Raw genomic sequence first — 11,994 nt, 5'->3', positions numbered from 1 at the left:
AGGGTGCAGAACCCTGATAAAAAGGGTTCCGAACCGCGTCAATCGTGCTGCGTTTGCCGACACGACGCAGACCAAACCGCGTGGCCTCGCCCGAATCGTGGGTGTGTCTTCCCATGCGAAACCCCACTGCCGGGTGGTGGATTGTTATACAGGCGTTACCCCGCCGCTCCCACCGATCTCCGTCTCGCTGCCGGCCGTCCGGCAAACTGCCTCTGGGAGGGAAATCATGTCACGCTTCGATGATGTCGTCTTCGTCGCTCTCGGGGACGACCAGGTTGCCGTCCAGTGCGGTCACCGCGCGCCCGCCGACTTCGATCTCGGCGCCGACCCGGACGCGAACCCTGCCCGGCCGGTCGACGAAATGGCCCTGCTCGAACACCATCTCCTCGGGGACCGAATCGAAGGCGTCGTACTCGCGGACGTACGCGCCCGCGGCACCGCTTGCCGTCCCCGTCACCGGGTCCTCGGGCACGCCCTCTTTCGGGGCGAACATGCGCCCGTGCAGCGTCGAGTCGGCGTCGAGCGCGTCGAAGGTGAACGCGTAGACGCCCGCCGCGTCGACCTCGCGACTCACCTCCTCGATAGCGCCCAGCTGCGGGTTCATGTTCGAGACGTGTTCGAGGAAGTTCACCGGCACCATCAGGAACGGGAGCCCGGTCGAACTCACGGCCAGGGGCAGGTCCGCGCCCACGTCTTCCAGCGCGGCCACGTCCACGCCGAGCGCGTCCGCGACGGTCTCGTACTCCACGTCGACGCGCCGGATCTCGGGCTGGTTCTGGGTCATCCACACCGTCCCGTCGTCCTCGATCGTGACGTCCAGGACGCCCGTGTTCGTCTCGAACGTGTGCTCGCCGGCGTCGATGTGGTCGCGCTCGACCAGCCATGCGTGGCTAGCGACCGTCGCGTGGCCGCAGAGATCGACTTCGTTCGTCGGCGTGAAATACCGGAGTCGACGGTCCGCGTCGTCCGAGGAGCGCAGGAAGACGGTCTCGCTGGCGCCCAGCTCCGAGGCGATGGCCTGCATCTGTGTCTCGTCGAGATCGTCGGCCTCGGGAACCACGCCTGCGGGGTTCCCCGACAGCGGCTCGTCGGTGAACGCGTCCACGAGGTAGACCTGGCGGGTGTCGTGCATACCGTCGGCATCGCCCGACCCGCTGTTAAACGTTCTCACTGCTCGGGGGCGATCCCGTCACGGCAGTCGTGAGTTGGTAGTAATTTCATAGACGTCGCTACTCGGACGCGCTCGTCGCCACGAAAAAGTCGCGTCAGCGACGGCCGTCGTCGCGGACGTACATCAGGGCGTCGACGATCTGCTCGGTGTCGACCCGGCCTTCCATCTCGGTCATTCGCTCCTGGAGTTTGGTGGGGGTCATGTATATTGTTAACATGCGCCTTGGCATACATAGCTCTTTCGCCGCGTTTCGGTCCGCGTACTGGGCGGTCGGGTCAGCGCGCCGCTGAAAAATGGGGTCGCCTCGTCAGTCTGTTCGGGTCGCCCGGTGCGGCTCGGAGCTCGTCGGGTCGTTCCCGGCCCACAACAGCGCGGCACCGATGCCGGCCAGGATCGCGATCGCGCCGGTGACCGTTGCGGACACTGGCCACTCCGCGATTCCCTGCACGTCGACGACGTACAACAGACTCAGGACCACGAAACCTGCGGCCGAGAACCAACCGAACGGACCGATGCTGTTGTCTGTCATCCCGTTTGTCCCATGGCATTGGACGTGGGTAAGCACCCATTCTTGGGCGCGTGAGATGACGAGCCCCTAATTTGACTCCGCTAGAAAATCAGTCCGCGGCGACTTCTTCCGACCCGGTCGCGGCGTTGGGGTCCTGCACCCAGAGGTCGCCGAACAGGTCGTCCTGTTGGAGTCGCACCTGCCCGCGGTGGGCGAGAAACAGCAGCCCGAGGAACGTCTCGACGCGCGAGCCGCCGGCGTCGACGATCTCGGAGAACAGCACCTCCTCGCGGCCGGTGTCCCAGCGTTCGAGACACGCGCCGTACACGTCGTCGATGACGGCGTCGATGTCCTCGCCGTGGGCCGTGTCGGTCACGTCTGCCTCGGTCGGCTCGTCGTCCATCCGGAAGTCGTCGCCGCTCCGGTAGTCGAGTTCCTGCGTCCCGCGCTGATAGCTGCTTGGCGAGCCGCTGGTGTCGTACTCGCGGGACTCTTTCCACCAGGAGTCCCGCTCTGCGTCCCGGAGGTCCCGGACGAGTTCGTCCAGGGTCTGTGGCATTCCGCGGGCGCGTTTGCGCTCGAGCCGTCGGTCCATCTCCTGTTCCAGCGTCGCGAACGGGTCGGCCTCGGGATCGATCGGCGTCTCCTCGCCCATCGCCGCGGCCTCCCACGGCTCGGGCTCGGGCTCTTCGTCCTCGTCCTCCGAGAGCATCGCGTCGCTTTTCATCCGCAGGAGCACCGACGCGTAGAACAGCGCACGCCCGGAGGTCCGGAGGTCAGCCTCGTCCAGGCGGTCGAGGAACTTGTCCGTGACCGTTACGATGTCGATGTCCCACGGCTCGATCTCGCCGTCCTTGGCGAGTTGCACCAGCACCTCGACGGGCTGGACCTCGTCGTCGTCGTCTCCCTCGCCAGGAAGTTCGGGCCCGTAGTGGTTGCGGTACTCAACTTCCTGGACGTCTTCTTCGTCGTCGTCCGGCTCTGCGTCGGCTTCGTCGCTTGCCCCCTCGCTCTCGCCGGACCCGAGCATCGACTTCGCGCCGTTCGGGCGCTCGCGGTCCTCGTGGCCCGAGATATTGAGTGGGATGTCGTCGTCTCGCGGGTCGTCGCTTCGCTCCTCCCCGCTCGACTGTTCCGAGGACTCCCTGCGGTCACGGCTCACTTCGTTCGCCGTTCCCGATTCCGAAGACTCCCTTCGGTCGTCCTCGCCGTCCTCGCCGTCCTCGCTCTGCTCACGGGTCGCTTCGCTCCCCGCTCGCATTTCGGAGTCGCTCCGCGACTCCCCATCAGTCATCGGCCGGCACCTCCTCGTCGGCGTCGTCTGAACTCAGATCGATACCGGTCACGGCGGAGATGTTGTTCTCCTGCATGGTTACACCGATCGCTCGTTCCGAACGGTCCAGCAGCGCCGAGCGGTGGGAGACGACGACGAACTGCGCGTCGCCCGCGAGTTCGTCGACCATCTCGCCGACTAGTTCGGCGTTCTTCGCGTCGAGGAACGCGTCGACCTCGTCCAGCGCGTAGAACGGGGCGGGGTTGTACCGCTGGATGGCGAAGATAAAGGCCAGCGCCGTCAGCGACTTCTCGCCGCCGGACATCGCCGCCAGGCGTTGGATCGGCTTGTCCTTCGGCTGGGCCTTCATCGTCAGGCCGCCCTCGAAGGGGTCGTCTTCGTCTTCGAGGTGAAGAGTACCGGAGCCGTTCGAGAGCCGCTCGAAGATGTCCTCGAACTGCTCGTTGATGGCCGTGTAGGCGTCCATGAACGTGGCCTTCTTCTTGGCCTCGTAGGACTCGATGCGGTCCCGGATGCCGTCGGCCTCCTCGACCAGCGTCGCCTTCTTGTCCTCTAAGTCTTCGAGGTCGTCGGCGACGTCGTCGTACTCCTTGATGGCCAGCATGTTGACCGGTTCGAGCTTCTCCATCTCCGTTTCGAGCCGGTCGATCTCGCGCTCGACCTCGTCGTGGTCGGGCACGTCTTCGGGGTCGTAGTCGCCGACCTCGCTCTCGAGTTCGTCGACCTCCCATTCGAGGCGGTCGCGCTCCTCGCGGAGTTCGTCGAGTTCCTCCTCGACGTCCGTGACCTCCCGCTCTTGTTCGTCGCGCGCCTCCTTGGCCTCCTTGAGTTCGGCCTGGAGGTCGCTCCGTTCGTCTTTGAGGTCCGCGAGTTCGTCTTCCAGGTCCGCGACGGCCTCCTCTTTCGCTTCGAGCAGGTCCTCCTGCTCGGCGACGTTCTCTTCGAGGTCGGCGATCTTCTCTTCCTGTTCGGCCTTGCGGTTCTGTGCCTGCTCGATGTCGTCGTGGAGGTCCTCGATGGCCTCCTCCGCGTACTGCTTTTCGAGCTGGAGTTCGTTCAGGTCCGCGTCGAAGTCGTCGAGCTGGTCTTCCAGTTCGTCGATCTCTGCGCGGATCTCGTCGGCCTCGCTCGTGAGCCGCGGAATCTCCGAGTCTTCGATCTCCGTTTCGAGCTCGTCGATGTCGGCCTCGACGGCCTCGATGCGCTGGGTCTGCTCGGCGATCTCGCCTTCGAGGTCGTCCATCCGGTCGGAGACCTCCTCGCGCTCCGCTTCGATCTCTTCGAGTTCGTCCTCGAGGCGGTCGACGCGGTCGTCGATCTCCTCGCGTTCGGCTTCGAGTTTCTCGATGTCCGACTCGATCTCGCGGACCTGGTCCGTGGCGTCGGACTTCCGGTCGCGGGCGTCGTCGAGTCGGTCCTCGACGTCGCGCAGATCAGATCGGATCGACTGGCGCTCGTCTTCGAGTTCGTTGATGCGCTGAGCGACCCGTTCGAGCTGGCCTTTGCCGCCCGAGAACGAGTAGCGGGTCCCCTTGGAGGACCCGCCGGTCATCGCGCCGGACTTCTCGACGAGGTCGCCGTCGAGCGTGACCATCCGGAAGTCGCCCATCAGGTCACGGGCGGTGTTCATGTCCTCGACGATGAGCGTGTCGCCGAGTACGTACGAAAAGATGCCGCGGTACTGCGAGTCGAAGTCAACGAGGTTGTAGGCGAAGTCGATCACGCCGTCGTGGCTCGGCAGCGAAGGGAGCGACCGTGACTGCATCTTCGTGATCGGCAGGAAGGTCGCTCGCCCGGCTTGCCGAGATTTGAGGTACTCGATACAGTGCTGACCGATGCTGTCGTCGTCGACGACGACGTGGGCCAGGCGGCCGCCGGCGGCGGTCTCACAGGCCGTCGCGTACTCGGCGCTGACGCCGCCGAGCTGGCCGACGGTGCCGTGGACGCCCTCGATACCGCCGTTGAGGATCGTCGTCACCGCGCGCCCGTACGAGGAGTCGCCGTCCTGGCCCGCCTTCGCTTCGAGTTCGGCGTACTCCTGCTGTTTCGCCGAAATCGTGTCCTCGATGTCGTCGAGGTCGGACTGCAACTGCCGCTTCTCGCGTTTGAGGTCCTCGACGACGCCGGAGATGGTCTCGCGGTTCTGTTCGGCCTTCTCCAGTTCGGCTTCGAGGTCGTCGATCTCGGCCTGGATTTCGGGAACGCGCTCTTTGGCCTCCTCGATGGCCTCCTCTTTCTCGCGTTGCTGGTTCGAGCGCCGACGCGCCTCGTCGAGCAGGCGGTCCTGCTCGCGCTGGAGGTCGTTTTTCTCTGATTTGGCTTCCTCCAGGGTGGCGCGTTTCTCGTCGAGTTCGGCCTTGACTTCCTCGAACTCCTCGCCGATCTCGTCGATGCGCGCTTCCAGGTCTTCGAGGTCGCTCTCTTTGCCCTGGATGTCGGCCTTGATGGAGGACTTGGCGACCTTCTTTTCGCGGATGTCGTCCTCCAGGTCGTCGATCTGCTCCTGCTTGCGGTCGATCTGGACGAACGCCTGCCGGCGCTCGTTCTCCGCGTCTTCGATCTTCGCTTCCGCGCTCTCGACGGCGTCTTCGAGCCGAGAGATCTCGCCTTTGACCTCCTCGATCTCGCGTTTGATGCGGAGCTGCTCGTCCTCGCCTTTGCGCTCGATCTCGGCGTTTAAGTCTTCGAGGTCCTCTTCGAGCCTGACGACTTTCCCCTGGCGCTCGTCGAGTTCGCGCTGGAGGTCCTGCAGTTCGTCGTCCAGCTCCTCGATCTCCTCGTCGAGGCCGTCGAGCGCGGCGCGTTTGTCCTCCAACTCCGCGGCTTTCCGGAAGGACTCGTACTCCTCTTTCTCGTCGCGGAGGTCCTGATACTGCAGGGCCGTCTCCCGCTCGTCTTCGAGCTGGTCGAGTCGGTCCTGTTTCTCCTCGATGCGGAGTTGCGCTTCCTCGATGCGTTCCTCGACGACCTCTAACTCCTCGAAGGCGTCCTCTTTCTTGGCGTCGAACTGCGCGACGCCGGCGATCTCGTCGATGATCTGCCGGCGCGCGTGCGGGGTCATGTTGATGATCTCGGTCACGTCGCCCTGCATGACGACGTTGTACCCCTCGGGGGTGATCCCGGCCTGCGCGAGCAGGTCCTGGATGTCGCCGAGGTTGACCGAGCGACCGTTGATGTAGTAGTAGGAGTAGTAGTTGTCCTCGGTCTCTTTGACCCGGCGTCGAATGCTGATCTCCTCGACGTCGCCGACGTCCTCGGTGCCGGCGGCGTTGATGACCGCCGACCGCTCTAACGTGTGGTCGGAGTTGTCGAGGATGACCTCGACGCTGGCTTCGCGTTCCTCGTCGCTCTCGCCGTCGCCGTCCTGGTGACCGGGGTTGTAGATGAGGTCGGTCAGTTTCTCGGCGCGGATGCCGGAGGTCCGGGCGAGACCGAGCGCGAAGAGGACGCTGTCGATGATGTTCGATTTGCCGGAGCCGTTCGGGCCGGTGACGACGGTGAAGTCCTCGAAAAACGGAATCCGCGTCTTGCGGCCGAAGCTCTTGAAGTTGTCAAGGACGAGCTCTTTTATATGCATGGGGGTGCTCGTGACCGGAGCCCGTTACGCGATGATGATGTCGCTCGATTCGGACTCCGTCTCGTCCGCATCGTCGGGTGCCTCCGATTTAGTCGTGTCGGCTGGTTCCTCCGTCTCGGCGTCTGCCGTGGTGGTTTCTGCCGTCTGCTCGGGTTCGGGCTGGGTCGCCGAGTCGCCCTCGGCCATGCCTTCGATGGCGTCCAGTCCGCCGGCAGCGTCGACGACGTTCTCCAGTTCGCGGATGCGAACCTTGCACTCGACGAGTTCGTCCGTCAACCCGTCGACCGTCGCCTCCAGTTCTTTGACCCTCGATTCGAGTTCTTCGACTCGATTGCCGCTCGCCATATCAATACAGGTCTTCTCTGCCATCATAAACTTACGTCAGACATTCACATTGTTTCTGATAGGTATCCCGACGGGATTATCACGGCCGACCCGGCGGTCTCGGCGTGGTCGTGTTGTGTCGCCGAACATTCTCCTCACGCGCTGACCCTACCGCCAGCGCGGTCGGGCTTACCGGACCACCAGTGCGCACTCCTGCGATCCCCGGTCGTCTCGGTTGCCACTCAGAACCACCTTCTGCGGGGGTATCCTACCAGATTGGGATATCTGGTGGCCAGTTCATAACTAACCGGTCCGGTGGCCTCCTCTCTTGCATGGGAGCAGAAGTAACCACACCTGAAACCAAACACGGCGTCAACGTCCAAGACCACCTGGAATTCATCGACTGGGTCGCCGAGAACCCCGAAGACGCCATAGTAGAGTTCAGGGCTGCTGGGGTCGCCGAGGACGTCGCGAACCGCACGACAGCCACCATACGCGGTTTCGGACTCGGCGGCGAGGAGATGGCCGAGGACCGCGAGCACACGCTGGAATTCGGTCTCGCGCCGGAACTCGAAGAGGCGATGGGCTACGAGGACACGATGGACCGCTACGAGGCTATCGAGGGCGCGCTCGCGGCGCTGACGGCGTGTGTCAACGGGACAATCGTCTGCAACGCCATCCGCGAGGGCATCGACGTCGAGGACGTCACCACCCACGCCAGTATCCCGACGGACCTGCGAGTGTTCCTCGGCATCCACGACGTAGACAGGGCCGACGAGATGTACGAGGCACCGCGCATCGAGGTCGAGGTGACGGGCGAGAGCCTGAGCGACGAGGACAAAGCGAAGATCGCCGAGTACCCGCAGCGCTCGCCGGTGTACCGCCTCATCACCGACGCACAGCCCAACGATCCCGACGTGACCGTTCACTCGGCCTGAGCACTCGTTTTTTCACCACCCTTCGTGATCCGAGGCGGCCAGATACTCCTCCAGGAGCGTCGGGAAGTCCCGTCCCTTCAGATAGCGCAGGCCGAAGTCTTCGGCCCAGTTGATGATGCCCTGGTCTTCGGTGACGACGCCGGCGTCGAGTTCCCGCGCGAGCACGAGTAGGTCGAAGTCCTCCCGGGAGTCGAGGACGCCCTGGCGGAGCGTCTTCCGGTACTCGTCGCGCAGGTCGGAGATGACGGCGTCGACTTCGGTCATGTACTCGTGTTCCTCGACGTCCTTGGCGCGGGACTCCTCGGCTTTGCGGACGGCCTTTTCGGAGACGCGGAGGCCCCGATCCACGCGATCGGACATCTCGTCGATGAAGCCGTACACGATCTCGGCGGGGATCATCACCTCGAAGCGGGCGGGGTTTTTCTTGATGACCCAGGTGTTCAGTTTCGAGTACACTTCGTCGTCGACGTCGCGGTTTTCGAGCATCAGCCGCAACTCCTCGTAGATCGAGGGCGGCATGTAACAGGAGATGTTGAGCCCGAGTTTCGCCTCCGCGATCAGGTCGAACAGCCGGTTGGCGGCCTCGTTGAGTTCTTCGTCTCCCCGTCGGATCTCTTCGGTGAGGACCGCGGAGGTGTCGATGACGAACCGCTGCTTGAGCGGATGATCGGGCATACTGGGTGCTACGGCCGCCCAGGATGAAATAGGTACCAGCCGTTCGCGCCCGGTGCGTCGCGGAACGGACGGGACGCGGCGTGCCGATCTCGACCTGTCTCCCACACTACTATGAGCACGCCGGGTGCACCCTTTGGCAATGCCCACGAGCCCACCGGACGCGTCGGGGGTCAATCGTGACGGTGAACGGCCGGAAGGGACCGACGGGGTCGTCGAGGCGGAGGCGACCGTCGACGAGGTCTCCGGCGTCGAACTGGAGCGGACGCTCTCGCTCTCCGGTGGGCTCTCGATCGGGATCGGGACGATGATCGGCGCCGGCATCTTCGTGTTTCCGGGGATCGCTGCCGGTCGCGCCGGCCCGGCCGCGGCCCTCTCGTTCGCGATCGGCGCGGTCGTGGCGTTACTGGTCGCGCTCCCCGCCTCCGAACTCGCGACGGCGATGCCCCGGAGCGGCGGGGGCTACTACTTCATCTCCCGCGGGCTCGGGACGCTCGCGGGGACCGTCGTCGGGATCAGCCTCTGGCTCGGCCTGGTGTTCGCGTCCGCGTTCTACCTCGTCGGTTTCGGCAGTTACGCCGCGGCGGTGCTGTCGGAACTCGGGCTCTCGCTCGGGTTCGACCCCGTGCTCGCGTTCGGCCTCGCGTTCGGCGTCTTTCTCACGGCCCTCTCGATGACCGGGACCGAGAACGCCGCGAAGCTCCAGAACGGCGTCGTCGGCCTCCTTCTGGTGATCCTGACGGTGTTCCTCTCCTACGGCGGCCTCGACGCGCTCGGCGTCTTCGGCGGTCGCCAGACGCCCGAGACGTTCATGCCGTTCGGGACGATGCCGGTGTTCACGACGGCCGCGCTCGTCTTTACGTCGTATCTGGGCTTCGCACAGGTCGCGACCGTCGCCGGCGAGATCAAAGACCCCGGCCGAAACCTGCCGCTGGCGATGGTCGGGTCGGTGCTCGTCGTCGGCGTCTTCTACGTCCTGACGATCTTCGTCGCGACGAGCGCGTTCCCCAGCGAGCAGTTGGCCGGCTTCGGCGAGACGGCGATGGTCGAAGTGGCCCGGTCGTTCGTCGGGCCGCTCGGCGCAGTTGCGATCCTCGTCGCCGGCCTGCTGGCGACGGTGTCGTCCGCGAACGCGTCGATTCTCAGTTCTTCCCGGGCGCTGTTCGCGCTCTCGCGTGACGCGCTCTTTCCCAAGCGCGCCGGCGTCGTCAACCTCCGATACGGAACGCCGCACGTCGCGCTCCTGCTAGCGGGCGTGCCGGTGATCCTGCTGGTCGCGAGCGGTGCCGTCGAGGTGCTGGCCGAGGTCGCGTCGTTCCTCCATCTGGTCATGTACGGACTGCTCTGCGTCGCGCTGCTGGCGCTGCGCCGCGACGAACCCGACTGGTACGACCCGACCTTTCGCGTCCCGGGGTACCCGGTCGTGCCCGTCCTGGGTGCGCTCGCGAGTTTCGCGCTCATCGGCTTCATGCAGGTCCTCTCGCAGGTCGTCGGTCTGGCGCTGATGGTCGCGGCGGCCGGGTGGTATTATTACTATGCCCGCGACGTCTCTCTCAAAGGTGAGATCTGATGGTCCGCGCACTCGTCCCCGTCGAAGTCCTCGAAGGTGAGACGGTCCCGCCGGGCGTTCTGGACCTGCTCGGGGCCGCCGAGGTGGTCGTCCTCGGCTATCACGTCATCCCAGAGCAGACGACGCCCAACCAGGCGCGACTGTCCTTCGAGGAGCAGGGGGCCGCCAAACTCGACGCCATCGCGGAGGCGTTCGCGGACGCCGGTGCGACGGTCGAGACGAGGCTCGTGTTCACGCACGACGAGGCCCAGACGTTCGATCGCGTCGCCGGCGAGACCGAGGCGGACCTCATCGTCCACCTCAACCCGGCGATGGCGGCCGACGATCTGCTCGTCGCGCTCCACGGCGCCGTCGCCGCCGAACGGATCGGTACCGTCGTCGCGGACCTCCTCAGCACCACGGACACGACGATCCACCTGCTGGAGGTGGCCGGGCCGGACGCCGACACGCTGAACCTGCTGGACCGCGCCGAGCGAGCGTTGGACGACGCGGAGATCGATCCAGCCCGGATCAGGACCGATCGCGTCCAGTCTGACAGCCCGGTGCAGGCGATCGCCGAGGCGGCGCGTGACGTGGACGCCATCGCGCTCGGCGAACGCGCGCCCGACTGGCGGGAACTCGTCTTCGGCGACTTCGAGGAACGCGTCGCCGAGGCGGCGCTGGGTGCCGTCCTGGTCGTCCGTCCCGATCCTGCGGGGACTGCCGACGGCGACGAGGCGTGACGTCGGTCCCGGGCGCTGGGAACGGGGTCGTGCTTTCTTGTCCCGTCGCGCCGTTGCCCCTGTCATGGAGTACCACGAGCGCCTCGGACTTTCGGCGTCGCGGTTCGCGGAGTTACGCGAGCACTTCGAGACTCGCACCTTTCGCGGCCGGGAGTACGAGTACCTCCCCGACTACCGGAGCGACCTCAATCGTGGCGTCGTCCTCATGGAAGACACCGTCGTCGACGGGTTCCCGAAAGTCCCGCGCACGCTCGTCGTCGAGGAGGGCGTGCCCCGCCACTTCGAGGACGAGATCGCGATCGAGGAGAAACTCGACGGGTTCAACGTTCGGGTCGCTCGCGTCGCCGGCGACCCCGCAGCGGAACCGCTGGCGTTCACGCGCAGCGGCATCGTCTGTCCGTTCACGACCTACAAAGCCAGAGAGTTACTGCCCGTCGAGTCGTTCTTCGCCGACCATCCGGATCTGATGCTCTGTGGTGAGATGGTCGGGCCGGAGAACCCCTATACGACCCACGACTACTCCGGCGTCGAGTCGCTCGCCTTCCGCGTGTTCGACGTCCGCGAGCGCGAGACCGGCGAGTCGGTCCCCGTCCCGGAGCGCCGCGACCTCTGTGAGCAGTACGACATCCCGCAGGTTCCGTTCCACGGCGTCTACGTGCCCGAGGAGGCGGTCGAGACCCTGCCAGCGCTCGTCGATGACCTCGACGACGCCGGCGGCGAGGGCGTCGTGATGAAGTCACTCGACGTGACCCAGCAGCTCAAGTACACCACGTCGGCGGCGAACCAGGACGACCTCGCGTACGCTTTCTCGCTGCCGTTCGACTACGGCCAACCGTTCATGTTCCGGCGGATCATCCGCGAGGCGTTCCAGTCGGTCGAGTTCGCCGAGGACGAGCAGGAGCGTCGCGATCGCGCACACGACCTCGGGGAGTCCGTTCTGTCGCCGATGATCGAGACGATCGAACGGATCGACGACGGAGAGACCGTCGGGGAGGAACACACAGTACGGGCGCCGCCACGGGTCGTCGAGCAGTTGTTCGACCACTTCGACGACATGGGACTGAAACTCGACGTCGTCGAGGACCGACGCGAAGACGGCGACCGCGTCGTGACCTTTCGGAAGATCACCCAGTCGACGAACGACAAAATCAGGGCGTATCTCGACGGCCAGATCGTCACGGAGTGAGCGGTCGACCCTAGCTGGGACTCATCGACCGG

The 11,994-nt window shown here is 65.3% G+C and carries 10 protein-coding genes; 4 read left to right on the top strand and 6 right to left on the bottom strand.

Going from position 1 to position 11,994, the window contains the following annotated elements; all coding sequences use genetic code 11:
• Positions 1-229: 229 nt before the first annotated feature.
• From MU553_RS04275 to MU553_RS04255, 5 genes are all read right to left on the bottom strand, one after another.
• Positions 230-1,132 carry a PhzF family phenazine biosynthesis protein gene (locus MU553_RS04275; RefSeq protein WP_247375996.1) on the bottom strand — a complete coding sequence of 301 codons (903 nt, stop codon included), beginning with the start codon at positions 1,130-1,132 and terminating at the stop codon, positions 230-232.
• Between the two features lie 346 nt (positions 1,133-1,478).
• Complete coding sequence (locus MU553_RS04270; protein ID WP_247375993.1) at positions 1,479-1,700, bottom strand: hypothetical protein; 222 nt, start codon at positions 1,698-1,700, stop codon at positions 1,479-1,481.
• Between the two features lie 88 nt (positions 1,701-1,788).
• Complete coding sequence (locus MU553_RS04265; protein ID WP_247375990.1) at positions 1,789-2,973, bottom strand: segregation and condensation protein A; 1,185 nt, start codon at positions 2,971-2,973, stop codon at positions 1,789-1,791.
• On the bottom strand, positions 2,966-6,550 hold the full coding sequence (gene smc / locus MU553_RS04260) for a chromosome segregation protein SMC (RefSeq protein WP_247375988.1): 3,585 nt from the start codon (positions 6,548-6,550) through the stop codon (positions 2,966-2,968). The genes MU553_RS04265 and smc overlap by 8 nt, the downstream gene beginning before the upstream one ends.
• Before the next feature lie 24 nt (positions 6,551-6,574).
• A complete protein-coding gene (locus MU553_RS04255; protein WP_247375985.1) occupies positions 6,575-6,895 on the bottom strand; it encodes a DUF7518 family protein in 321 nt (106 codons plus the stop codon).
• A 311-nt stretch (positions 6,896-7,206) separates the two neighbouring features.
• Between MU553_RS04255 and MU553_RS04250 the strand changes: the two genes are divergently transcribed.
• Positions 7,207-7,812 (top strand): OsmC family protein, encoded by a 606-nt coding sequence (locus MU553_RS04250; protein ID WP_247375983.1) that lies wholly within the window; start codon positions 7,207-7,209, stop codon positions 7,810-7,812.
• A gap of 12 nt (positions 7,813-7,824) precedes the next feature.
• Here the strand turns inward: MU553_RS04250 and MU553_RS04245 are convergent, their stop codons facing one another.
• Positions 7,825-8,487: an RNA ligase partner protein gene (locus MU553_RS04245; protein ID WP_247375981.1), complete on the bottom strand. Its 663-nt coding sequence runs from the start codon at positions 8,485-8,487 to the stop codon at positions 7,825-7,827.
• A 139-nt stretch (positions 8,488-8,626) separates the two neighbouring features.
• On the opposite strand from MU553_RS04245, the gene MU553_RS04240 reads away from it, so the two are divergent.
• The 3 genes from MU553_RS04240 to MU553_RS04230 all read left to right on the top strand — a co-directional run bounded on the left by MU553_RS04240 (position 8,627) and on the right by MU553_RS04230 (position 11,962).
• Positions 8,627-10,054, top strand: a complete 1,428-nt coding sequence (locus MU553_RS04240; RefSeq protein ID WP_247375978.1) for an APC family permease — start codon at positions 8,627-8,629, stop codon at positions 10,052-10,054.
• Complete coding sequence (locus tag MU553_RS04235; RefSeq protein WP_247375977.1) at positions 10,054-10,776, top strand: universal stress protein; 723 nt, start codon at positions 10,054-10,056, stop codon at positions 10,774-10,776. The genes MU553_RS04240 and MU553_RS04235 overlap by 1 nt, the downstream gene beginning before the upstream one ends.
• A 64-nt stretch (positions 10,777-10,840) precedes the next feature.
• Positions 10,841-11,962: an RNA ligase gene (locus tag MU553_RS04230; RefSeq protein WP_247375974.1), complete on the top strand. Its 1,122-nt coding sequence runs from the start codon at positions 10,841-10,843 to the stop codon at positions 11,960-11,962.
• The last annotated feature ends 32 nt before the right edge of the window (positions 11,963-11,994 follow it).

The organism is Halorientalis brevis, assembly GCF_023077655.1.
This window is presented reverse-complemented; position numbering and strand designations above follow the sequence as displayed.